Origin of the sequence: Mesorhizobium sp. CA15, assembly GCF_020165215.1 — a bacterium.
In the GTDB taxonomy this organism is placed as follows: domain Bacteria; phylum Pseudomonadota; class Alphaproteobacteria; order Rhizobiales; family Rhizobiaceae; genus Mesorhizobium.
Window position 1 is genome coordinate 305,029 of record NZ_JAIUHQ010000003.1, and the last position, 19,646, is coordinate 324,674.

The 19,646-nt window shown below is 64.9% G+C and carries 21 protein-coding genes; 11 read left to right on the forward strand and 10 right to left on the reverse strand.

Annotated features, from left to right (window positions below; all coding sequences use genetic code 11):
- Positions 1-18: 18 nt before the first annotated feature.
- From LB515_RS08100 to LB515_RS08115, 4 genes are all read right to left on the reverse strand, one after another.
- Positions 19-204 carry an NfeD family protein gene (locus LB515_RS08100; protein ID WP_095768715.1) on the reverse strand — a complete coding sequence of 62 codons (186 nt, stop codon included), beginning with the start codon at positions 202-204 and terminating at the stop codon, positions 19-21.
- An 84-nt stretch (positions 205-288) separates the two neighbouring features.
- Positions 289-1,146, reverse strand: a complete 858-nt coding sequence (locus LB515_RS08105) for a S49 family peptidase (protein WP_224707378.1) — start codon at positions 1,144-1,146, stop codon at positions 289-291.
- A gap of 242 nt (positions 1,147-1,388) precedes the next feature.
- Positions 1,389-2,186: a tRNA1(Val) (adenine(37)-N6)-methyltransferase gene (locus LB515_RS08110; protein WP_224605272.1), complete on the reverse strand. Its 798-nt coding sequence runs from the start codon at positions 2,184-2,186 to the stop codon at positions 1,389-1,391.
- Positions 2,186-2,410 carry a DUF2007 domain-containing protein gene (locus LB515_RS08115; protein ID WP_027164594.1) on the reverse strand — a complete coding sequence of 75 codons (225 nt, stop codon included), beginning with the start codon at positions 2,408-2,410 and terminating at the stop codon, positions 2,186-2,188. Before LB515_RS08115 ends, LB515_RS08110 begins: the two co-directional genes overlap by 1 nt.
- Before the next feature lie 154 nt (positions 2,411-2,564).
- Between LB515_RS08115 and LB515_RS08120 the strand changes: the two genes are divergently transcribed.
- The 5 genes from LB515_RS08120 (at position 2,565) to LB515_RS08140 (ending at position 7,523) form a co-directional block, all read left to right on the forward strand.
- Positions 2,565-3,578, forward strand: coding sequence for a polyprenyl synthetase family protein (locus tag LB515_RS08120; RefSeq protein ID WP_112095919.1), 1,014 nt, complete (start codon positions 2,565-2,567; stop codon positions 3,576-3,578).
- 100 nt (positions 3,579-3,678) lie between these two features.
- Complete coding sequence (locus LB515_RS08125; RefSeq protein ID WP_140845817.1) at positions 3,679-4,344, forward strand: GntR family transcriptional regulator; 666 nt, start codon at positions 3,679-3,681, stop codon at positions 4,342-4,344.
- A 178-nt stretch (positions 4,345-4,522) separates the two neighbouring features.
- Positions 4,523-5,131, forward strand: coding sequence for a biotin transporter BioY (locus LB515_RS08130; RefSeq protein WP_140845818.1), 609 nt, complete (start codon positions 4,523-4,525; stop codon positions 5,129-5,131).
- Positions 5,128-5,544 carry a DUF1284 domain-containing protein gene (locus LB515_RS08135; RefSeq protein ID WP_140845819.1) on the forward strand — a complete coding sequence of 139 codons (417 nt, stop codon included), beginning with the start codon at positions 5,128-5,130 and terminating at the stop codon, positions 5,542-5,544. Before LB515_RS08130 ends, LB515_RS08135 begins: the two co-directional genes overlap by 4 nt.
- Positions 5,545-5,747: 203 nt before the next feature.
- Positions 5,748-7,523 carry a tetratricopeptide repeat protein gene (locus LB515_RS08140; protein WP_140845820.1) on the forward strand — a complete coding sequence of 592 codons (1,776 nt, stop codon included), beginning with the start codon at positions 5,748-5,750 and terminating at the stop codon, positions 7,521-7,523.
- A 395-nt stretch (positions 7,524-7,918) separates the two neighbouring features.
- On the opposite strand, the gene LB515_RS08145 is transcribed toward LB515_RS08140, so the two are convergent.
- Positions 7,919-8,380 carry a GNAT family N-acetyltransferase gene (locus tag LB515_RS08145; RefSeq protein ID WP_140845821.1) on the reverse strand — a complete coding sequence of 154 codons (462 nt, stop codon included), beginning with the start codon at positions 8,378-8,380 and terminating at the stop codon, positions 7,919-7,921.
- Positions 8,381-8,572: 192 nt separating this feature from the next.
- Here LB515_RS08145 and LB515_RS08150 point away from each other — a divergent pair, with 192 nt between their 5' ends.
- On the forward strand, positions 8,573-9,496 hold the full coding sequence (locus tag LB515_RS08150; protein ID WP_224707511.1) for a glycine--tRNA ligase subunit alpha: 924 nt from the start codon (positions 8,573-8,575) through the stop codon (positions 9,494-9,496).
- Here LB515_RS08150 and LB515_RS08155 read toward each other — a convergent pair.
- Positions 9,493-9,675 carry a hypothetical protein gene (locus LB515_RS08155; protein WP_224707379.1) on the reverse strand — a complete coding sequence of 61 codons (183 nt, stop codon included), beginning with the start codon at positions 9,673-9,675 and terminating at the stop codon, positions 9,493-9,495. The two genes, LB515_RS08150 and LB515_RS08155, sit on opposite strands and share 4 nt — an antisense overlap.
- A 252-nt stretch (positions 9,676-9,927) precedes the next feature.
- Between LB515_RS08155 and glyS the strand changes: the two genes are divergently transcribed.
- Positions 9,928-12,381, forward strand: a complete 2,454-nt coding sequence (gene glyS, locus LB515_RS08160) for a glycine--tRNA ligase subunit beta (RefSeq protein ID WP_224707380.1) — start codon at positions 9,928-9,930, stop codon at positions 12,379-12,381.
- Between the two features lie 266 nt (positions 12,382-12,647).
- On the forward strand, positions 12,648-12,998 hold the full coding sequence (locus tag LB515_RS08165; protein ID WP_224707381.1) for an ATPase: 351 nt from the start codon (positions 12,648-12,650) through the stop codon (positions 12,996-12,998).
- A 97-nt stretch (positions 12,999-13,095) separates the two neighbouring features.
- On the opposite strand, the gene LB515_RS08170 is transcribed toward LB515_RS08165, so the two are convergent.
- On the reverse strand, positions 13,096-13,485 hold the full coding sequence (locus tag LB515_RS08170) for a hypothetical protein (RefSeq protein WP_140845825.1): 390 nt from the start codon (positions 13,483-13,485) through the stop codon (positions 13,096-13,098).
- A gap of 103 nt (positions 13,486-13,588) precedes the next feature.
- Complete coding sequence (locus LB515_RS08175; protein WP_224707382.1) at positions 13,589-14,089, reverse strand: hypothetical protein; 501 nt, start codon at positions 14,087-14,089, stop codon at positions 13,589-13,591.
- A gap of 171 nt (positions 14,090-14,260) precedes the next feature.
- Here LB515_RS08175 and LB515_RS08180 point away from each other — a divergent pair, with 171 nt between their 5' ends.
- From LB515_RS08180 to LB515_RS08190, 3 genes are all read left to right on the forward strand, one after another.
- On the forward strand, positions 14,261-15,223 hold the full coding sequence (locus tag LB515_RS08180) for an L-threonylcarbamoyladenylate synthase (protein ID WP_224707383.1): 963 nt from the start codon (positions 14,261-14,263) through the stop codon (positions 15,221-15,223).
- A gap of 79 nt (positions 15,224-15,302) precedes the next feature.
- Positions 15,303-16,736: an FAD-binding oxidoreductase gene (locus LB515_RS08185; RefSeq protein WP_224707384.1), complete on the forward strand. Its 1,434-nt coding sequence runs from the start codon at positions 15,303-15,305 to the stop codon at positions 16,734-16,736.
- A gap of 186 nt (positions 16,737-16,922) precedes the next feature.
- On the forward strand, positions 16,923-17,489 hold the full coding sequence (locus tag LB515_RS08190; RefSeq protein ID WP_224707385.1) for a DUF6101 family protein: 567 nt from the start codon (positions 16,923-16,925) through the stop codon (positions 17,487-17,489).
- A gap of 167 nt (positions 17,490-17,656) precedes the next feature.
- Here the strand turns inward: LB515_RS08190 and ubiA are convergent, their stop codons facing one another.
- Together ubiA and LB515_RS08200 are read right to left on the reverse strand one after the other, a co-directional pair.
- Positions 17,657-18,640, reverse strand: a complete 984-nt coding sequence (ubiA, locus tag LB515_RS08195) for a 4-hydroxybenzoate octaprenyltransferase (protein ID WP_224707512.1) — start codon at positions 18,638-18,640, stop codon at positions 17,657-17,659.
- A gap of 66 nt (positions 18,641-18,706) precedes the next feature.
- Positions 18,707-19,618 (reverse strand): LysR family transcriptional regulator, encoded by a 912-nt coding sequence (locus LB515_RS08200; RefSeq protein ID WP_224707386.1) that lies wholly within the window; start codon positions 19,616-19,618, stop codon positions 18,707-18,709.
- Between the last annotated feature and the right edge of the window lie 28 nt (positions 19,619-19,646).

The window sequence follows — 19,646 nt, forward strand, 5'->3', positions numbered from 1 at the left end:
GCTGCTGGCGAGATGGGATCAGTCCTTGGCGAGACGATATTCGCCGGTCTTGGGGTCCTTGACCAGCGTGCCCGTCGTGCCGTTCGCCGCCTGTCTTTCGGTACGCCGGATCTTGGCCGTCACGCGTTCGGCCTCGCGCACGAAAGCGCGGTAGCCAAAGTAAGCGGCGGCGCCGACAACGGCGAAGAAAATGATCTGCGGCATCTCTAAAACTCCTCCCGCGTCCTCGCGGCAAGGCCGGCCGAATGGGTCGGTCAAGCGGCCATGCTAGCCGCATTCATGGCTTTTTCAAAGCCCGAAGCGCGCCCACAGCGCGCGCTCTTCCGCCGCATCGAGGACGCCGCTGGCGGCGGCCGCCGCGATATCCGGCGCCGAAACGCGCGAGCCGAACAGGCCGAAACGGCCGAACAGACCGCGCGGCGCGGTTATCAGCTTGAGCTGCGTCTTCTCGCCGAAACGGGTCTTGAGCACGCTGCGCATATCGCCCAGCGCATCGACAAGGCCGAGCTCGAGGCCGCGCTTGGCGGTCCAGAACAGGCCGGTGAACAGGTCCGGGTCGTCCTTGAGCTTGCTGCCGCGCCGTTCCTTGACGAGGTCGATGAAAGTCGCGTGCACTTCGAGCTGCAGCGCCTTCAGCCGTTCGACGTCCTCCTCCTTCTCGGGCTTGAACGGATCGAGCACGGCCTTGTTCTGGCCGGCGGTGTGGACGCGCCGCTCGACGCCGATCTTCTTCATCAGTTCCGGGAAGCCGAACGAGGCCGAGACCACGCCGATCGAGCCGACGATCGAGGACGGGTCGGCGAAGATCTCGTCGCCGGCAACCGCGATCATGTAGCCGCCCGAGGCCGCCACGTCCTCGACGAAGACCAGCACCTTCTTGTTCTTTTCCGCCGCCAGGTCGCGGATGCGCTTGAAGATCAGACGCGACTGCACCGCCGAGCCGCCCGGCGAGTTGATCGAGATGGCGACCGCCGGCGCGTCGAAGCTGAACGCCTTTTCGATCAGGCCGGCCGTCGAGGCGAGCGACAGGCTCGGCCGGAACTGGCCTCCGCCGGCCATGATGGGACCTTGCAGCCGGATGACCGGAATGGTGACGACTGTCGAGCGCCAGGATTTCGGCAGCAGGCGGTTGAAAAGGCGTTTCACGAACGATTGTCTCCGGACAAAAGGCAAAGGAGCAAGATGCGATCAGGTCGGTTGGTCTGTTTCAGGGTCGCGGCATCATCCTGCTTGGGCATGTAAGGAACTCGCCGGCCAACGGCAATGCCGCATCGCCGGCCAGTGCATGTCGCGCAAAAGTGTGCAGCGGTTTTGCGAAAAAGACATGCATAAAACAAAAACTTGAAGTGCGTCGCTAGAATCCATTTCAACGCGACGCGCTTCAAGGATCAATCGCCGAACAGCGATGCCAGGCCGTTATTGATCATTTCCGTCCGCTCCGCCGGCCCGTTGCCGGACGGCCCGTGCAAGATGAGCGGCGGGCGGATCGACAATTTTCCGCGCGCGCCGAGCACCGCCCTGACGACGATGCGGATCGCCGCCGCATCCGGCCGCGGATGCACGCACAGCAACTCGGCATCGCCGAAGCGTCCCTCGATCGCGTCCAGGATGGCAACCAACTGCTCGGGCCGCGCGATGACGGCCAGCCCGCCGCGCGGCCTGGCGACGGCGGCGGCGCTCCTGATCCAGCGCTCGAACAGGCCGTCCTCCGCCACATGCGCCTCTCTGCGCAACGCGTCGGGCGTCGAGCGATCCTCGGCCGCGTTGAACGGCGGGTTCATGATGACGAAGTCGAAGGAGTTGTCGGCAAGCCCGGCCTCGGTCCGCGCTCGACCGGTCAGCGTCACGTCGGCGGTCAGCACCGAGGCGCGGTCGCCGAGATGGCCATTGCCGGGATGCGAAAGCGTGGCAGTGGCGAACCCGGCCATTTCGGCGGAGCGCTCGACGAGCACGGCCTGCGCCGCCGGACAGCGCGACAACACGGCAAGGGCGGCGGCGCCGGCGCCCGCGCCGAAATCGGCGAGCCGGCCGGAAAAGCCGGACGGCACGGCGGCCGCCAGCATCATGGCGTCCATGCCGGCGCGATGACCGCCGCGGCTCGGCTGCACCAGCCAGAAGCGCCCGCGATGGAAGGCATCGATCGTGTGCGCCGGCGTATCCGGGACGGGGGCGGTGCTGGCTCCCATTATTTTTTGCGGATCTCGTTCTCGATGCCGGCATCCTTGAGGATGCGCCGTGCGGCATCGACCTTTTCGGCATCGACCATCACGCGCCGCGGCAGGATGCCGAGCGAACCGTCGAGCACGCTCATATTCTGGTCGGCGACGAAACAGGCGATGCCGGCGTCGCGCATCAGCGATTCGACAAAGGAGATGACGACGGCGTCGTTGGTGCGGACAAGCTCGATCATGAAACGAAAATCGCAGGTTGTGGCGTTCGTGTAAACGTGCGCGTGGACACTCAGTCGGCGGAGCCGCGCTAATTCGCCTCTTGCCGTGCCCGGTTGCGCCGCCCTAGAGTCGGCGAGGGACCAAGGGTGCGTCAGATTGACGGGAGTTGTCGTGGTGGGTGTCGTTCTCAACATCGAAGGCAAGCGGGAACCCGCTTCCATCAAGGATTTGATCGATCTGACAGCCGCCGATATGGGGCGGGTCAACGAGCTGATCCTGTCCAAGGCCGGCTCCGACGTCGAGATGATCCCGGAGATCGCCAATCATCTGATCTCCTCCGGCGGCAAGCGGCTCAGGCCCATGCTCACGCTCGCCGCCGCGCAGATGTTCGGCTATTCCGGCGAAGGCCATGTCAAGCTCGCGACCGCCGTCGAATTCATGCACACGGCGACGCTTCTGCATGACGACGTGGTCGACGAGAGCGCGCTGCGCCGCGGCAAGAAGACGGCGCGCATGATCTGGGGCAACCAGGCGAGCGTGCTCGTCGGCGATTTCCTGCTCGGCCAGGCTTTCCGCATGATGGTCGAGGTCGGCTCGCTGGAAGCGCTGGACATCCTGTCGGCCGCAGCCTCCATCATTGCCGAGGGCGAGGTCATGCAGCTGGCCGCCGCCAAGAACCTCGAGACCACCGAGGACGAGCATTTCGCCGTCATCAAGGCCAAGACGGCGGCGCTGTTCTCGGCCGCCGCCGAAGTCGGGCCGGTCATCGCCCAGGCCTCGCGCACCGATCGCGCCGCGCTTCGTTCCTACGGCATGAATCTCGGCCTTGCCTTCCAGCTCATCGACGACGCGCTGGACTATGGCGGCTCGAGCAAGGATCTCGGCAAGAATGTCGGCGACGATTTCCGCGAGGGCAAGGTGACGCTGCCGGTGATCCTCGCCTACCGGCGCGGCACCAAGGCCGAGCGCACCTTCTGGAAGCGCGCCATCGAGGACAACGTCGCCGACGATGCCGGGCTTGAAAAGGCTATCGGACTGATGGCCCGCCACGGCGCCATCGCCGATACGATCGGCCGCGCCCGCCATTTCGGCGAGATCGCCCGCGACGCGCTGGCGCCGCTGGAGGCGACGCCGCAGAAGTCGGCTTTGATCGACGTGATCGATTTCTGCATCAGCCGCGTCAACTGAGCCCGCGGATCCGGCACATTTGGGTCCGCCGGGAAGGGCGCCTGTGAATCCCGCGCCGGCCGTCTCGACAAACGGCGGTCCGGCAAATTATCTATAAAATATGGCCAGCAAAGAAGACACGATCGCCGTCCGCATCAGCAAGGAACTGGCGGACCGCATCATTTCGGGCGCCATCGAGCCCGGCTCGCGGCTGCGCCAGGACCATGTCGCCCAGGAATTCAACACCAGCCATGTGCCCGTGCGCGAGGCCTTCCGGCGCCTGGAGGCTCAAGGATTGGCGATCGGCGAACCGCGCCGCGGCGTGCGCGTCGCCTCTTTCGATCTCGGCGAGGTCAGAGAGGTGGCCGAGATGCGGGCGGCGCTCGAAGTGCTGGCGCTGCGCCATGCCGTGCCGCATCTGACGGCGTCGATCCTCGATCAAGCCGAGGAGGCGACCAAGGCCGGCGACAAATCCCGCGACGTGCGCTCCTGGGAAGAGGCCAATCGCACCTTCCACCGGCTGATCCTGGCGCCCTGCAGCATGCCGCGCCTGCTCTCCACCATCGACGACCTGCATGCCGCGAGCGCGCGCTTCCTTTTCGCGGCCTGGCGCTCGGAATGGGAAACCCGCACCGACCAGGATCATCGGGCGATCCTGAGCGCCCTGAGACAAGGCAACACCGAATCGGCCGCCGCGACACTCGGGCGGCACGTGCAATGGATCGGCCAGAAGCCGGTCAAGACCGCTTCCGGCAAGACGCGCGACGCCTTCGCCATCGTGGGGTAGCGGACGCCGTCGCATCGCCGTCGGCGTCGATATCACGCTACGACCCAGATCGCCTGTATCCGCCATCTGTTCGCAAGCCGTGTCGCAGCCGGACTTGCCATCTCCGCGAAAATATGGATTCGATAATAGATGAAGTCGAAAAATTATCTATAATTCCACGCCAACCAAGGAAGACACCGTGACCAACGCAGCCGTTTCGACGTACAAGCCCTCCTTCAGCCCGTTGCGGCTGCACAGCCGTTCGCTCGCCTGGCAGATCGGCGCCGTGATCCTCGGTTCGCTGTTCCTGGCGCTGTCGTCCTATATCGAGGTGCCGATGGTGCCGGTTCCGGTCACCATGCAGACCTTCGCCGTCACACTGGTCGGCGCGCTTTATGGCTGGCGCTTCGGTGCGTTGACCATCGCCGCCTGGCTCGTCGAGGGCGCCGCCGGCTTTCCGGTGCTGGCGGGCGGCGCCGCTGGCATACAGCATTTCGTTGGCCCGACCGGCGGCTATCTCTTCGCCTTTCCGGTCGTCGGCGCTGTCGTCGGCTGGCTGGCCGAACGCGGCTGGAACGGCAATCGCGCCATGCTTGCCTTCGTCGCCATGCTCATCGGCAACCTGCTCTGCCTGGTTCTCGGCACCGCCTGGCTTGCCGTCATGATCGGCACTGAAAAGGCCATCACCTTCGGCTTCGTGCCCTTCATCGTCGGCGGCCTGCTCAAGTCGGCGCTGGGCGCGGCGACGCTGAAGCTCTTTTCCACCTATCGTGCGGAGCAAGGCGACCGCTCGTCCGGGACGCGATGACCGTCAAGCTGCGCGCCCATCATCTGCTCTGCCTGCTGACCTATGTCGGCAAGGGCTACTCGCCGGCCTTCACCGCCAATTACGACAAGGTGGTGAAGCGGTTGGGCGAGGGCGAGGCGGTGGTGATCGTTGCCGGTCCGGACGACGTCTGCGCCCCGCTGCTCGGCGAGCCGGAGCCGCATTGCCTGCGCGAGAGCGCCGCCGAGCGGGACCGGATGGCCGCGCGCGATGTCGGCGCTCTCCTCGGGCGGCCGATCCAGGCGGGAGACCGGTTGGTGCTGGACGCCCCCAAACTGGCGGGGATGCGCAAGGCTTTTTCCGCCGGCCTGACGCGCCAGGCGTGCTCCGGCTGCGAATGGTCCGGCCTGTGCGATACGGTTGCCGCCAGCGGATTCAGCGATACCTATCTGTAGGCAATCCGATGCCGCATATGGGCGTCCCGGGCCTGCGCGCGGGATTTTCGCTGGCGCGGCATCGTTTTTTAAGCCGGATGATTGCATTGTGATTCGCCCGGCAATTGAAGCCTGACCCCAAAAAGGCCATGCTTTGACCGGAAAAGAGCGAGTCTGTGGGCGGTCCGCCAAGGGCGGGATCGCATCTGGCTGAAAGGGATACGATGCGGCAAGGACGTGCGCGCTGGCTGACGAGGCTGGCATTTTTGACCGGTGTGGCGCTTTGGGTGCTGCCGGTCCAGGCCAAGGAAGAGGCCCGACCGCTCCAGATCACGTCTTTCTCGGGCGCCTATCTCGCGGCTCATATCGCCGAAAGCGACAACGATCTCGACGATGCGATCGCCTATTACAAGCAGGCGCTGGCCTTTGCGCCGAACGACAAGGAATTGCAGCAGAGCCTGATGCTGGCTCTGGTCGCGCAAGGCCGCTTCGAGGAATCGCTCGTCTATGCCGACAAGCTGAAGGAAGTGCCGGACGTCGAGCGCTTCTCGCGCCTGGCTCTGGCCATCGATTCCTTCCACAAGAAGGACTACGCCAAGGCGCAGTACTGGCTGAAGCTCTCGCTGGAATCCGATCTCGACCGACTGCTCTCGGGCGTCATGGACGGCTGGGCCAAGGAAGGTGCCGGCAACGCGTCCGAGGCCATGGACTCCATCGACAAGCTCAAGGGCCCGGACTGGTTCGGCCTGTTCAAATCGTTCCACCGGGCGCTGATCGCCGACGCTGCCGGCCTGAACGACAAGGCCGAGGAACTCTACGCCGCCACCATGGCCGATACCGCGGCCGGCGGCTCCGCGCCCGAAACCTGGATGCGCAACGCCCAGGCCTATGCCTCGTTCCTGGTCCGCAAGGGCGACAAGTCGAAGGCGCTGGCGGTGTTGAACCAGGCCGAGGCCTTCGCGCCGGGCAAGCTCGAAATCACCACGCTGCGCGACCGCATCAGCAAGGGCGACAAGATCGAGCCGCTCGTCACCGGTCCGGCCGACGGCGCATCCGAAATCCTGCTTGACCTTGCCACCGCGCTTAACCGCGGCGGCGGCGAGCCTTTTGTGCGGCTCTATCTGCAATATGCCCTGGCGCTGAAGCCGGACAGCGACGCAGCCCTTGTGCAGCTTGCCGCCGTGGCCGAGCAGCTTAAGGACGGCGAAGGCGCCGTCTCGCTCTACCGCCGCATTCCGGCGTCCTCGCCGCTGAAGGAGCTCTCCGACCTGCAGATCGGCCTCAATCTTGCCGATCTCGACAAACATGACGAGGCGATTTCGCATCTCAAGGCCTATCTCGACCGGCATCCGGACGACATGCGCGCCTATCTGGCGCTTGGCGGCGTCTATGGCTCGAAGGAAGATTTCCGCTCGGCCGCCAGTCTCTACGACAAGGCTGTCGAGCAGCTGAAGACGCCAACCGCCGCCAACTGGAACATCTTCTACCAGCGCGGCATCGCCTATGAGCGGCTGAAGGAATGGCCGAAGGCGGAACCCAATTTCCGCAAGGCGCTGGAGCTGCAGCCCGACCAGCCGCAGGTCATGAACTATCTCGGCTATTCCTGGGTCGACATGAACATGAACCTCAAGGAAGGCCTGGCGATGATCCAGAAGGCCGTGGATCTGCGGCCGAACGACGGCTACATCGTCGATTCGCTGGGCTGGGCCTATTTCCGCATGGGCCGCTTCGACGACGCCGTGCGCGAAATGGAGCGCGCCGTCTCGCTGAAGCCCGAGGATCCGGTCCTCAACGATCATCTCGGCGATGCCTACTGGCGCGTCGGCCGCAAGCTCGAGGCCACCTATCAGTGGACGCAGGCACGCGACCTGAAGCCCGATCCGGATGTGCTCGCCACTTTGCAGCAGAAGCTGCTCAAGGGCCTGCCGCCGATCGAATCCAACACCGCGCAGGAAACCCCCAAGGTGAAGCCGGAGCCGACGCCCGCGCCGAAAGGCTGAGCGCTTTTCGTCAACATTGAAGAATGCGGGGCTCATCGAGCCCCGTTTTCGTTTCGGCCCGGCGTCTGCCGAGCTCGGGCCTTGGCAGGTGGAGATTGGCCGAAACGGCCACTCTGTCGTCATCCACGGGCGGAGCAAGGAGCGCAGCGACGCGCGCAGACCCGAGGATCCATTCCGTGACTTCTGAGCGCTCCCGCGGTGCAGAATTCTGCTCCGCTGCACTCCGCGGCTCAGGTCACGGAATGGATTCCAGGGTCTCCGCGACGCCGCTTCGCAGCTGCTCCGCCCTGGAATGACGAGGTTGGAAGGCTTCAACCAATCTCAGCGGTTGTCATGGAAATGACCGGTGACCATCTTGCGCCGACAAACAGCGGCCTTTCCCTGTGTCGAGGAAACTAGAACACTTTTCTATAAACGACGAACCCCGACTTCTCGCCGATCCTGTCGTAGAGCTGCATTGCGGTGTGGTTCGTCTCATGCGTCAGCCAGTAGACGCGGTTCGCGCCCGCTTGCCTGGCGCGTTCATACACACCTTCGATCAGCGCCCGGCCGACGCCCTGGCCGCGCGCGGCCTGTGTGGTGAAGAGGTCCTGCAGATAGCAGCTCGGCGCGATCGATGTGGTCGAGCGATGATAGAGATAGTGGACGAGGCCGAGAAGCTTGCCCTCCTGCTCGGCCACCAGTGCATGCACCGGCTCATAGGCATCGAAGAAACGCGACCATGTCATCTGCGTGATCTCGCCGGCAAGCGCCGTCGGCCCGGAGCGCCCGTAAAATGCGTTGTAGCCGTCCCAGAGCGGCAGCCACTGCTCGTAATCCTGCCTTGTGACGGGCCGCACGGTGAGTTGACCGGACATGGCTGAACCTTCTTTGTTGGAGCTGGGGGCTGAGCAAAGGATCACCGCTGCTGGCCGGCAATGGGCCAGCCGGCCGCAAAGCGTTCAACGTCGCCGGGCGGCTCGCCGCCTTGACGCTCGGCGGCCCGGCAACTAGGGAAGCGTCATCCCGCGCTTTCCGAGGCCGCCGTGACCATCGAAATTCCCGCCCATATGCATCCCAGCCGCTCCTTCCAGGGGCTGATCCTGACCTTGCACAATTACTGGGCGGACTATGGTTGCCTCATCCTGCAGCCCTACGACATGGAGGTCGGCGCCGGCACCTTCCATCCGGCCACCACCTTGCGCGCGCTGGGCCCGCTGCGCTGGAACGCGGCCTATGTGCAGCCCTCGCGCCGCCCGAAGGATGGCCGCTACGGCGAGAACCCGAACCGCCTGCAGCACTATTACCAATACCAGGTGATCCTGAAGCCCAATCCGCCGAACCTGCAGGAGCTCTATCTAGGCTCGCTGGAAGCAATCGGCGTCGATCCGCTGCTGCACGACATTCGCTTCGTCGAGGACGACTGGGAAAGCCCGACGCTGGGCGCCTGGGGGCTCGGCTGGGAGTGCTGGTGCGACGGCATGGAAGTCTCGCAGTTCACCTATTTCCAGCAGGTCTGCGGCATCGAATGCGCGCCGGTGGCGGGCGAGCTGACCTACGGCCTGGAGCGGCTCGCCATGTATGTGCAGGGCGTCGACAATGTCTACGACCTGAACTTCAACGGCCGCGAGGGCGCCGACAAGGTCACCTACGGCGACGTCTTCCTGCAGGCCGAGCAGGAATATTCGCGCCACAATTTCGAATTCGCCAACACCGCGATGCTGCTGAGACATTTCGAGGACGCCGAGGCCGAGTGCAAGGCGCTGCTTGATGCCGGCACGCTCAAGCCGAGCGACAATCTGGCGATGCACCGCATGGTCTTCCCGGCCTACGACCAGTGCATCAAGGCAAGCCATGTCTTCAACCTGCTTGACGCGCGCGGCGTCATCTCGGTCACCGAGCGGCAAAGCTATATTCTGCGCGTGCGCAATCTGGCCAAGGCCTGCGGCGAGGCGTTCCTAAAGACGCGAGCGGGCGGGCTGGCGGCGGCTTAAGCCGATACGACTTTCGCGGTCTCGGTAACGGCGCCGGCCGGCAACACGATCTGCGCCGATGCGCCGTCGATCGTGCGCATGGCCTGCCTGATCCCCGGCATCGTGATCGTGCCATGCGCCTGGGCGGCGAAGCAGGCGCTGAGCGCCAGGATCTGCAGGGTTCTCGATGCCGTCTTCATCGCCGTTCAGCCAATAGGTCTCTGCCTGAGCGTTTGTCGCTTCAGCGCAGTGTTCGGTTCATGGGAAGTTCTGCTCCAAGGACGGGTGGGCCGGCGCCAACCCGACAGCGGGTCGAAAAATTCCGCGAAATCGGTCGAAGAGGCGATCTGCTGGCGGGGTGACAGCGGGCGGCCGAGTTGCTATTTCCCGGCCATTCGTTTCGGCGCTTCGCGCCGACCCTCCCCATCAAGGGGAGGGTGGGGAGCTTAACTATGCCCGACCTGCTCTTGGAACTCCGCTCGGAAGAGATTCCCGCCCGCATGCAGCGCAAGGCTGCCGGCGACCTCAGGAAGATGCTGACCGACGGTCTGGTCGAAGCGGGCCTGACCTATGAGGCGGCGCGCGAATATTGGACGCCACGTCGCCTGGCGCTCGACATCCGTGGCTTGACGGCGCGCTCGAAGGACATCCGCGAGGAGATCAGGGGGCCGTCGACCACGGCGCCCGAGCAGGCGGTGCAGGGCTTCCTGCGCAAGGCCGGCCTGTCATCGATTGCCGAGGCGCATGTCCATTCCGATCCGAAGAAGGGCGACTTCTACGTCGCTCACATTTCGAAGCCAGGCCGGGCGGCCGAAGAGATCATCGCCGAGCTGGTGCCGGGCATCATCAAAAGCTTCCCCTGGCCGAAATCGATGCGCTGGGGGCCGGCCTCGGCGAAGCCCGGCTCGCTGCGCTGGGTGCGGCCGCTGCAGTCGATCGTCTGCACCTTCGGCCCGGAGACCGAGGAGCCGGTCGTGGTCGATTTTGAGATCGACGGCATCCGCGCCGGCAACGTCACCTATGGTCATCGCTTCCATGCGCCGGGCCCGATCACCGTGCGCCGCTTCGACGACTATGTGGCGAAGCTGGAGGCGGCCAAGGTCGTGCTCGATGCCGACCGCCGCAAGGAGATCATCCTGGCCGACGCCCGCAACATCGCCTTCGCCAACGGCCTCGACCTGGTCGAGGACGAGGGCCTGCTGGAGGAAGTGTCCGGCCTGGTGGAATGGCCGGTGGTGCTGATGGGCGAGTTCGAGCAGGATTTCCTCACCATTCCGGGCGAGGTCATCCGCCTTACGATCCGGGCTAATCAGAAGTGTTTTGTCACCCGGCCGCAGGGCGCGGGCGAAAACCTGTCGAATCGCTTCGTGCTGGTCGCCAACATCGAGGCGAGCGACGGCGGCAAGGAAATCGCCTATGGCAACGGCAAGGTGGTGCGCGCGCGCCTGTCCGATGCGCTCTATTTCTGGAAGACCGACCAGGGCGATCTGCCCGACCTCGACCAGCTGAAGGAATCGGCGGCGAAGTTCGACCTGGATTTGAAGAAGCCGCTCGACCAGCGCATGGCGCGCCTCGATCATCTGAACGTCACCTTCCATGCCAAGCTCGGCACGCAGGGCGCGCGCGTTGAGCGTATCAAGCGGTTGGCTGAGGAACTGGCACCGACGGTCGCGAAATCGATCTCCCCCCTTGAGGGGGAGATGGCCGGCAGGCCAGAGGGGGTCGCCGCGCGTGAAGCGCCGACATCTTCTGCGGCGAGAGGCAGCGTTGGCGCTCTACGCGAGGCGACCCCCTCTGTCGCCTTCGGCGACATCTCCCCCTCGAGGGGGGAGATTACCGCGCTGGTCGCCCGCGCGTCGGTGCTCGCCAAGGCCGATCTGCAAACCGAAGTGGTCGGCGAGTTCCCCGAGCTGCAGGGCGCCATGGGCCGCAAATACGCGCTGCTGCAGGGCGAGCACCCATCGGTCGCGGCGGCGGCCGAGGAGCATTACAAGCCGCAGGGTCCGTCTGACCGCGTGCCGACCGATCCGGTCTCTATTGCCGTCGCGCTCGCCGACAAGTTCGACACGCTGACCGGCTTCTGGGCGATCGACGAGAAACCGACCGGCAGCAAGGATCCGTTCGCGCTGCGACGGGCTGCGCTTGGCGTGGTCAGGATACTCGTCGAGAACCGGATTCGTCTGGCGCTGACGTCTGTTTTCGCCAAGGCCTTTGCAAACTTCAAAGGCGGCGCGGACCAGTCGTCCGACCTCCTCGCCTTCTTCCACGACCGTCTGAAAGTCTATCTGCGCGAAAGCGGTGCACGGCATGACTTGATCGATGCCGTGCTGTCAGCGGGCTCGCGCCCAATCTCCCCCCTTGTGGGGGAGATATCGGCGCAGCCGACAGAGGGGGGCGCTGTCCCGCCGGCCTCTCACTCTGTCGCGCCTCCCTCTGCCCTGCCGGGCATCTCCCCCACAAGGGGGGAGATTGGGCAATCGCCGAACGACGACCTCCTGCAGATCGTCCGCCGCGTCGAGGCGCTCGGCTCCTTGCTCGACACCGAGGAGGGCAAGAACCTGCTTGCCGGAACCAAGCGCGCCGCCAACATCCTGGCCGCCGAGGAGAAGAAGAAAACGGCAATCGCCGAGACCGTTGAGCCGGCGCTGTTCCGCGAGGACGCGGAAAAGAAGCTCTATGCCGCGGTGAATCAGGCCGAGAAGGAAGCCGGCCAAGCAATTCAAAACGAAGATTTTTCTGCCGCCATGCTGGCGCTTAGCGTGTTGCGCGAACCGGTTGATTCATTCTTTGAGCGTGTTCTCGTGAATGATGAGGACCAGGCCGTACGCGCCAACCGTCTGGCGCTGCTCGCCCGCATCCGCGCCGCCACCGACCAGGTCGCGGATTTTTCAAAAATCGTCGGCTGACGGCTCGGAAAACCGCACATTCGAGCTTGCCCGCGTCGGCTAGGATGCCGGCAGGCTTGAACAATTCGGCGCTCGAAATTTAATGCGCCGGAGCCGGCTTACAGTCATATGACGATGACCTCCGCATGGGACAAAGGTGCATGTCGTCCAGAAGCGCTGAGCGGTCCTGGGGCAACGACATGCATCAACCAAAGACCTAAGGCGCGTTGCCCGAAATCGTTTCGTGGGGCGCGCCGTAAGACATTCCCAAAACACGGAGGCATGCCATGAATTCCGTTGACGATATCGACCTGAATGAAGAGACCCCGGCCGCCGCCGCGGCGATCGAATCCGCTTCCGAAAACCTTCTCGACCACGCTGCCGCCGCGGCGGTCGAAGCCGCCGATCCGTCCGAAGATGACGAGGAAGACGGCGACGAGGAAACCACTGCCTCGGCCGACGACGAGTCGGACGACCAAGATGAAGGCGACGAAGACGGCGACGACGAAGACGCCGACGAAGAAGCCAAAGCCTCGGGCGACGATGAGTCCGACGACGAGGATGAAGATGGCGACGATGATGAGGACGAAGCCGATGAGGATGAGTCCGACGATGACGACAAGGAAGAAGCGGCCTGAGCCGTCTCCTCTCGTCTGAACCATCAGGGGCGGCGCGTCGCGCGTCGCCCTTTTTCGTCGGTGCGGCTCTTGTCGGTCTTCCAGGAAGATTGACCCGTTAATCCTCCACTATGCTGACCCGCACACCGTCCGAATAGACATCGACCTCGATCAACGGCTCGCCATTGACGATGGCGCGCCTTGTGGCGCTGCTCATGGCGCCGCCGCGTTCCAGCATGCGCTGCAGGTCGGCGCGCGAGCCGTCGCTGCGGAACCAGGCATCACCCTGGTCGTCGCTGTCGCGCCGGTGGAATTTATGCCAGTTGGCGCGGTCCTGCCGCACCATCTGCGCCGCGCTGCCGAGCGGGTAGCCGTCGCTGGCGCGGTGATCGCGGTCGGAAATCCGCGCCGTGTAAGAGCCAAGCATGTCGTCGGCCCGTGCCGTACCCGTGCCCAGTGTCGTCGTCGCCAACAGTGCGGCAACGGTCATTGCTTTCGAAACAGTCATGAAACCCCCTTTTTTTTGAAATGCCGGCGCAATCGTGCCCGATCCGATCACGGGAATCGGACAGGTTAAGCGCCTAGCATGCCAGGGCCGGATCCAGTGTGATCTACATCGCCTTGCCGACGCGCGGCACCGACGGGGCGCCTTGCGGCTGCGCGCCGCCGCCCGACGCATTGGCCGTCGCGGCCGGCTGTCCGCCGGTTCCGCTGTTGCCGTTCGAAGCGGACGCTGTGCCGTTCGCGGGCGTTGCCGGCGTGGTGCCGTTTGCCGGCGCGGCGGCGGTAGTGTTTGCCGGTGCTGTGGGCTTGGCCGCCGCGGGCGTTTCGAAAGCGCCGCCGACAATGCCGCCGCGAATGATCATCGGGGCCTGCTGGCGCCCGGACTTCGCGGGGATTGCCGCGACCTTTTCGTCGGTGACGGCGGGCACAGGCTCGCCAAGCGCTATCATCGACGGCGTCGAGGCCACAGACAGCTTGGTCGGTTCGATCGCATTCAGCCTGATAACCGAAGGCGTCGAGATCGAGGGTGCCACCACGACGATTGACGAGGCATGTGCCGCGCCGTTCATCGCCAGAAGGCTGATACCGAAAGCTCCGAGCAAACGCATTACAAACTCCCAAGCCGCAACCGCATTGAACCCGCACCCTAGGGCCGTCCGATTGAAGCCGGCTTGCACGGGAACTTAACATTTTAGGGATTGATAAATCGCCAATGCCCGCACTTGCCCGATGCAAGCGGCCGTATTACGGGACCGGCATGTTCAGGACTGGTGGCGGATTTGGCTGAGATACTGGCGGTCGGCGAGGCTATGCAGCAGGCATTGGCGCTGCTCGAAGGGGGCGACGTCGTCGCCATCCCGACAGAGACGGTTTACGGCCTGGCCGGCGATGCCACCAATGGCATTGCCGTGGCGCGCATCTTCGAGGCCAAGGGTCGGCCGCGCTTCAACCCGCTGATCGCCCATGTCGCCGATCGCGCGATGGCGGACCGTATCGCCGGCTTCGATCCGCTCTCGGCAAAACTGGCCGAAGCCTTCTGGCCGGGTCCGCTGACGCTGGTGCTTCCGCAGCGCGCCGGCAACGGCATCCACCCGCTCGTCACCGCGGGGCTGGACACCATCGCGCTGCGCATGCCGCGTGGGTTTGGCGGCGAGCTCATCGCCCGGCTCGGCAGGCCGCTCGCAGCCCCGAGCGCCAATTCCTCCGGGAAAATCAGCGGCACGACAGCGCAGGCGGTCGCCGCCGATCTCGGCGACAGGATCAGGCTGGTCGTTGATGGCGGCGCGACGCCGGTCGGCCTGGAATCGACTATTCTCAAGGTCGAGAACGGCAAGTTGCGGCTGCTGCGGCCCGGCGGCATCGGCGCCGAGGAGATCGAGGCGGTGGCCGGCGCGAAGCTGTCGCGCGGCGCTGGCGGCATCGAGGCGCCGGGCATGCTCGCCTCGCATTACGCGCCGGCCGCCGCGATGCGGCTCAACGTCGGAAAAATTGCCGAAGGCGAGGCGTTGCTTGCGTTCGGCCGCAACCGCGCCGAGGGCTGGGAACGGGCCGTTGCGCTGCGCAATCTCTCTGAAAGGGGCGACCTGCGCGAAGCGGCAAGCAACCTCTTTGCCTATATGCAGGCGCTCGACCGTGTCGGCGCCGCGACCATCGCCGTCGAGCCGATCCCGTTCGAGGGCCTGGGCGAGGCGATCAATGACCGGCTCGCCCGCGCCGCCGCGCCGCGTGATAAGCCGGCCTGAGTCTATCTCTTTGTTCTGACGCAATTCCGGACGGAAACCGCTTCGCACTTTTCCTGGAATTGCTCTAGTCTCGCCGCCCATGAACGATCAGCCCTTGGACCTCGATCCCGCCCTCATCGACCGCTTCGCGGCAATCGTCGGCGACAAATATGCATTGCGCGATCAGGCCGACATCGCGCCTTACATCACCGAGCGGCGCGGCCTTTGGCACGGCCGCACATCACTGGTGCTGAGACCCGGCAGCGTTGAGGAAGTGAGCCGCATCATGCGACTTGCGACCGAGACCGGAACGCCGATCGTGCCGCAAAGCGGCAATACAGGCCTGGTCGGCGCCCAGGTGCCGGACAAATCCGGCCGCGACATCGTGGTCTCGCTGTCGCGACTGAACCGCATCCGCGAGATCGATGTCCTGTCGAACACGGTAACGGTCGAGGCCGGCGTCATCCTGCAGACGCTGCAGGAGGCGGCCGACGCCGCCGATCGGCTGTTTCCGCTCTCGCTCGCCGCGCAAGGGTCGTGCCAGATCGGCGGCAATCTCTCCTCCAACGCCGGCGGCACCGGTGTGCTTGCCTATGGCAATGCGCGCGAGCTCTGCCTTGGCGTCGAAGTTGTGCTGCCGACCGGCGAAGTGTTTGACGACCTGCGCAAATTGAAGAAGGACAACACCGGCTACGATCTGAAGAACCTCTTCATTGGCGCCGAAGGCACGCTCGGCATCATCACCGCCGCGGTGCTGAAATTGTTCCCGAAGCCGAAGGGCAGGGAGGTGGCCTTTGCCGGCCTGCCATCGTCGCCGAAAGATGCGCTTTCGCTGTTTACCCTGGCGATGGATCGCGCCGGCGCATCGCTCACCGCTTTCGAGCTGATCGGCAAAAGGCCATACGATTTCACGCTCAAGCACGGGCAAGGCATCACGCGGCCGCTGGCCGACGACTGGCCGTGGTATGTGCTGATGCAAGTCTCTTCCGGCCGCTCCGAGGAAGACGGCAGGGCGCTGATCGAAGAAGTCCTGGCCGAGGCTCTCGATCAGGGCGTCGTCGGCGACGCGGTAGTATCGGCAAGCCTTGCCCAAGGCGACGCCTTCTGGAATTTCCGCGAGACGCTTCCCGAATGCCAGAAGCCCGAAGGCGCTTCGATCAAGCACGACATTTCGGTGCCGATCGCCTCGATCCCGGAGTTCATTGAAAAGGCGGCCGTCGTGGTGGAGGGAGTCTGCCCCGGCGCGCGCGTCGTCTGCTTCGGCCACATGGGCGACGGCAACCTGCACTACAACATCTCGCGTCCCGTGGATTGGCAGGACGAGGCGTTCCTCGAGCTCTACCACCCTATGAACCACGCCGTGCACGATGTCGTGCGCTCCTTCCATGGCTCGATCTCGGCCGAGCACGGCATCGGCCAGCTGAAGCGTGACGAGCTGATCGCCACGGCCCCGCCGATGGCGATTGATCTGATGCGCCGCGTGAAGGCGGCCATCGATCCGGCCGGCATCATGAATCCCGGTAAGGTTATCTGATCCTTCCTCGATCCGCCGGCCGGTCGCATTCCGATAACCATCGGCTCAGATCAGCAAAATTTAACCGACTTTCTTAAGCGCGCCGGTAAGAAGCGAGCGCTAATGTTTCTTCCCATAACGAGGCCGGAAAAACCGGCCCTGAGAGAACCGGAAAAACGGCCCTCAGGACTAACAGGGAAGACATCGATGAACACTGGACTGAAGCCAGTCTGGGCCGGGCGCAACATGCGTCTCGACCCATTTCGCCTGCCGCAGATGGTGAGCTATGCCACCCGCGACGACTATGGCGATGTGACCTTCACCATCGACCAGCGCGGCGCCGTCATCCGCCGTGTGCTGGAGATGAGCGGGGTGCCGGCGATCATCGCGCTGCCCCCCAATGCGTTCCGCGGCGTCGCCGCGCGCGCCATGGAGGATCCCGACGGCAACGTGACCGTGACGCTCGAGCTCCTCCACAATGATCCGATGCTGTCGGTGCCGCTCCTGGTCGCCGACGACCTCGACGACGTCGCCGCCGACTGGCGCGCCTGGGCCGATGCCTATCGCCTGCCGATGCTGCTGATCGAGGCCGACGGCGTTGCCCGCACGCTGGAAGAATCGCTCGGCGCCGCCATCAAGGCGCTGCCGCCGCAGGAGCGCCGCAAGGGCCGTGTTTCCACCACGCGCCGCCCGCGCTTCCTCGCCCGCCGCAAGGCCGGCAATCTGGGCCTGAGACTCGTCATCGACGGCCAGGAGATTATCGCAAGGGAGTAGCGCGATTCCACCTTCTCCCCTTGTGGGAGAAGGTGTCGCCGAAGGCGACGGATGAGGGGTGCTCCAGGGAATGCCTACGCCTCACTCCGCTGGAACACCCCTCATCCGTCTCGGCGCTGCGCGCCGATCCACCTTCTCCCACAAGGGGAGAAGGGAAAGCGGCGCCACTACACCAGCGGCTTCAGCCAAATCCACACGGACCCGCCGATCAGGCCGAGAAAGATCAGCCAGCCGACCTGGTTGTTCGACTTGAACAATTTCAGGCACTGGTCCGGATTGTCGATGTCGAGCCGGATGATCTGGCGCGCCATATGCGCGCCGGCGGCGATCAGCCCGGCCAGCGCCACGATCGGCACCTGGGCGGATGCAAAGGCGATGGCGAAGCAGACCAGCGCGCCGCCATAGAGTCCAACCAGCCAGGTCTTGGTGTTGTCGCCGAACAGCCGCGCCGTCGAGCGCACACCGACGATGGCGTCGTCTTCCTTGTCCTGATGCGCGTAGATCGTATCGTAGCCGATCACCCACAGGATCGAGCCGATATAGAGCATGATCGCCGGATCATCGAGATCGCCGAACTCGACCGCCCAGCCCATCAGCGCGCCCCAGGAGAAGGCCAGCCCAAGCACCAATTGCGGCCAGTTAGTGATGCGCTTCATGAAAGGATAGACCGCGACGATCGCCAGCGAGGCGATGCCGAGCGGAATGGCGAAGCCGTTGAACTGCAACAGCACGGCCAAGCCCACCAGCGCCTGGATGAGGACGAAAGCCCAGGCCTGGCGGCGTGTCACCTTGCCGGCGGGCAGCGGCCGCGAGCGCGTGCGCTCGACCTGGTTGTCGATGTCCTGGTCGGCGAGATCGTTATAGGTGCAGCCGGCGCCGCGCATGGCGACAGCGCCGATGAAGAACAGCAATAGATACCAAGGCGTCGGCAGCAGCGTCAGCAGCGGGTCGGTCGGGCGCGGATAGGCGCCCGCGGCAAGCGCTGCCGACCACCAGCAGGGCCATAAAAGCAGCTGCCAGCCGATCGGCCTGTCCCAGCGCGCAAGCTGCGCATAGGGCCAGAGCCAGCGCGGCAGCACGCGATAGACCCAATGGCCGCTCGGCGCGTCGGCGACACGGCCCTGGATCGCTTTCGACTGGACGGTTTCCATCACGCTGGAGTGGCAGCAGCAAGCAGCGCCGTCAAGCGGCCGCGTTGTCGCTCAAGCGCTGAAAACCTAAGCAGTGAAAACATCGTGACCGGCAAACCATGCCTTGGCGACGTCGATGAAGGCGACCGCTGCCTTCGACAGGCGCTGGCGCGTGTCGTGGGTCAGGATGATGCGCTGCATGGGCAGCGAATCGGAGAGCGGCTTGCAGACCAGCGGCAGGCCGTCATAGCTGCGGTCGCCATAGGGCCTCGTATAGCTGACCGCGACGCCGAAGCCGTTGGCCACCATGGAGCGCTGCAGCTCGAACGAACTCGTCGTCGCCCGCGCGACCGGCGACAGGCCGCGGCTGAGGAAGAGGTCCAGCATATGCTGCCAGCTATGCGGCTGGTCGGTGGTGATCAGCGGATGCTGCGCGAGTTCGGCCAGGCTGACGGCGTGCTTGTCCGCCAGCTCATGGCCGGCCGGCAAAAGCGCGTGCGGCCGCAGCTCGTGCAGGAGAATGCGCTTGAAATGCCCGGGCAGGCCGAGATCGTAGGTGAGGCCGAGATCGACGGCGCTGTCGGCCAGGCGCCGCCCCAACGTCTCGAAGGTTTCATCGCCGATGACGACGGTGACGGCCGGGCAGCGCTCGGCGAAGGCCCGCATCAGCGCCGGCGCGAAATAGGGCGCCAGATCCTCGAAGCAGCCGAGCACCAGTTCGCCGCCGACATCGGCGTTGCGCGAACCGAGCGCCGCCAGTTCGTCCGCCTCGCCCAACACCTGCCTTGCCTTGGCCACAGCCCTGCGGCCGAAGGATGTCAGCGAAACGCCGCTGCCGCGCTGGCGCACGAACAGTTTTTGGCCCAGCGCGTCCTCGATATTGTCGATCGCAACCGAGATGGACGGCTGCGACACGTTCAGCGCCTGGGCTGCCGCGGTCACGCTGCCATAGCGGGCCACGGCAACGACATAGCGCAATTGCGCGAGGGTCAGTCTCATAGGCTATAACTATAAACCAGATGGCAAG

Coding starts and splice junctions, on each gene's coding strand:
- LB515_RS08100 (WP_095768715.1), bottom strand. CDS start 204: ATGCCGCAGATCATTTTCTTCGCCGTTGTCGGCGCCGCCGCTTACTTT.
- LB515_RS08165 (WP_224707381.1), top strand. CDS start 12,648: ATGAATTCCGTTGACGATATCGACCTGAATGAAGAGACCCCGGCCGCC.
- ubiA (WP_224707512.1), bottom strand. CDS start 18,640: ATGGAAACCGTCCAGTCGAAAGCGATCCAGGGCCGTGTCGCCGACGCG.
- LB515_RS08190 (WP_224707385.1), top strand. CDS start 16,923: ATGAACACTGGACTGAAGCCAGTCTGGGCCGGGCGCAACATGCGTCTC.
- LB515_RS08150 (WP_224707511.1), top strand. CDS start 8,573: ATGCATCCCAGCCGCTCCTTCCAGGGGCTGATCCTGACCTTGCACAAT.
- LB515_RS08145 (WP_140845821.1), bottom strand. CDS start 8,380: ATGTCCGGTCAACTCACCGTGCGGCCCGTCACAAGGCAGGATTACGAG.
- LB515_RS08170 (WP_140845825.1), bottom strand. CDS start 13,485: ATGACTGTTTCGAAAGCAATGACCGTTGCCGCACTGTTGGCGACGACG.
- LB515_RS08185 (WP_224707384.1), top strand. CDS start 15,303: ATGAACGATCAGCCCTTGGACCTCGATCCCGCCCTCATCGACCGCTTC.
- LB515_RS08135 (WP_140845819.1), top strand. CDS start 5,128: ATGACCGTCAAGCTGCGCGCCCATCATCTGCTCTGCCTGCTGACCTAT.
- glyS (WP_224707380.1), top strand. CDS start 9,928: ATGCCCGACCTGCTCTTGGAACTCCGCTCGGAAGAGATTCCCGCCCGC.
- LB515_RS08200 (WP_224707386.1), bottom strand. CDS start 19,618: ATGAGACTGACCCTCGCGCAATTGCGCTATGTCGTTGCCGTGGCCCGC.
- LB515_RS08115 (WP_027164594.1), bottom strand. CDS start 2,410: ATGATCGAGCTTGTCCGCACCAACGACGCCGTCGTCATCTCCTTTGTC.
- LB515_RS08125 (WP_140845817.1), top strand. CDS start 3,679: ATGGCCAGCAAAGAAGACACGATCGCCGTCCGCATCAGCAAGGAACTG.
- LB515_RS08155 (WP_224707379.1), bottom strand. CDS start 9,675: ATGAAGACGGCATCGAGAACCCTGCAGATCCTGGCGCTCAGCGCCTGC.
- LB515_RS08140 (WP_140845820.1), top strand. CDS start 5,748: ATGCGGCAAGGACGTGCGCGCTGGCTGACGAGGCTGGCATTTTTGACC.
- LB515_RS08175 (WP_224707382.1), bottom strand. CDS start 14,089: ATGCGTTTGCTCGGAGCTTTCGGTATCAGCCTTCTGGCGATGAACGGC.
- LB515_RS08110 (WP_224605272.1), bottom strand. CDS start 2,186: ATGGGAGCCAGCACCGCCCCCGTCCCGGATACGCCGGCGCACACGATC.